Source organism: Microtetraspora fusca (assembly GCF_001570365.1).
GTDB lineage: Bacteria > Actinomycetota > Actinomycetes > Streptosporangiales > Streptosporangiaceae > Microtetraspora > Microtetraspora fusca.
Genome location: NZ_BBYK01000001.1, coordinates 1 through 1,943 on the forward strand (window position 1 = coordinate 1; position 1,943 = coordinate 1,943).

Genomic DNA, 1,943 nt, shown 5'->3' on the forward strand with positions numbered 1-1,943 from the left:
CCGCCACCCCCTCCGCCACCACAGGGCTCCCCGGCGCGGCCTCCGCGTGGCGCGGCAGCACGACGATCGGACGCGCGGGGGAGACCAGCAGCCGCTCGGCCTCCCCACCGACCACGCAGAGCCGCCGCGCCGCCGCCACATTCGCGACCACCACCGCGAACGGCTTGTCCTCCCGCCGCTTGCGCGACCGCAGCGCGGCCACCGCCCCCGCGTCCGTCGCGTCCACCGCCAGGTGGTAGCCCCCCAGCCCCTTCACCGCCACGACACCGCCCGACCGCAGCACCGCGACCGCCCCGGCGACCGGATCACCGGCGACCTCCCGGCCCCGTCCGTCCAGCAGCCGCAGCACCGGACCGCACCGCGGGCAGCACACCGGCTGGGCGTGGAACCGCCGATCACCCGGATCCCCGTACTCCGCCGCGCACGCCCCGCACATCGCGAACGACGCCATCGTCGTCGCCGCCCGGTCATACGGCACATCCCGCACGATCGTGAACCTCGGCCCGCAGTTCGTGCAGTTCACGAACGGATGCCGATGCCGGCGGCACGACGCGTCGAACAGCTCCGCCAGGCAGTCCGCGCACGTCGCCACATCGGGGGACACCAGCGTCCGCCGGCCGCCGTCACGGCTCGGCACGATGCCGAACCCGCGCTCACGCCGCTCACCCAGCACCGGGATCGCCGTCACCGAGATCCGGTCGATCACCGCCAGCGGCGGCGCCTGACCGGGCAGCTCCCGCTGGAACCGCGCGACGTCCTCGGCGGCCCCCTCCGCCTCGATGAACACGCCACGCCCGTCGTTGCCGACCCACCCCGACAACGCCAGCCGCCGGGCCAGCGCGTGCACGTAGGGCCGGAACCCCACCCCCTGCACGATCCCCTCGACCCGGATCCGCACCCGCGCCGGACCCCCGCCCCGGCCGGCGACCTCCCCGCTGCTCACCCGGCCATCCTCACCGCCGCCACGCCGGCCGTGACCAGTGCCCCACGCCATGTGAGCAGACCTTTACCCCCGCCCGCCGCCCCACGTCCGCCCCCGCCGCGACCACGAAACGTAGCCTGACGGCCACGCGGAACAACGGAGCGTACACATGTCTGTCGCAACCACCATGCAGCTCGCCCTCCGGGACGCCTTCCTCCGCCGGGACTCACCCGGCCACGCCCTCGCCCGGGACTCCACCCCGATCGCCGAAGCCTGCCAGGCCATGGCCGACCGCTTCCGCCGCGGCGGCAAACTCATCGTCTTCGGCAACGGCGGCGCCGGCGCCGACGCCGCCCACATCGCCGTCGAGTTCATGCACCCCGTCATCGTCGGCAAGCGCGCCCTGCCCGCCCTCGCCCTCAGCAACGACGCCGCCACCATGACCGCGATCGGCGCGCGCGAAGGCCTCACCGAAACCTTCGCCCACCAGCTCACGCAGTGGGCCGCACCCCACGACATCGCCCTCGGCATCTCCCGCGACGGCCGCTGCGCCAACGTGCTGCGCGCCCTGCACACCGCCCGCGACCTCGGCCTGCTCACCGTCGCCCTGCTCGGCGACGTCCCCCCGCCGCAGGGGGAGCGGCCCCGCATCGACGCCGACCACGTCCTGCTCGCCCGCTCCACCGACCCGGCCGTGGTCAAGGAGATCCACGTCACCGCCTACCACCTGCTGTGGGAGCTCGCCCACCTCTTCCTGGAACACCCCACCGCGCACCGGCCCGCGGACGACACCCAGCCCCACACGCGACCCGCGGCGGCCGAACAGCCGGCGCCCGCCTGCGGCGACACCTGCACCACCTGCGCCGACCAGGCCACCCCCGCCACCGTCGTCCGGCTCCTGCACGGCGAACTGGCCCTCGCCGACACCGGAACCGGCACCGAAGAGATCAGCGTCGCCCTCGTCGACGCCGCCGTCGGCGACACCGTCCTCATCCACGCCGGAGAGGCCATCGCCGTCATC

The 1,943-nt window shown here is 75.0% G+C and carries 2 protein-coding genes; one reads left to right on the plus strand and one right to left on the minus strand.

Annotated features, from left to right (window positions below; genetic code table 11):
• A partial coding sequence (locus AWQ68_RS00005; RefSeq protein ID WP_245655678.1) for an acylphosphatase occupies window positions 1–943 on the minus strand: 943 nt, incomplete at its 3' end.
• Window positions 944–1,091: 148 nt separating this feature from the next.
• On the opposite strand from AWQ68_RS00005, the gene AWQ68_RS00010 reads away from it, so the two are divergent.
• Window positions 1,092–1,943 (plus strand): SIS domain-containing protein (locus AWQ68_RS00010; protein ID WP_169808816.1); only part of this gene is annotated, 852 nt, incomplete at its 3' end.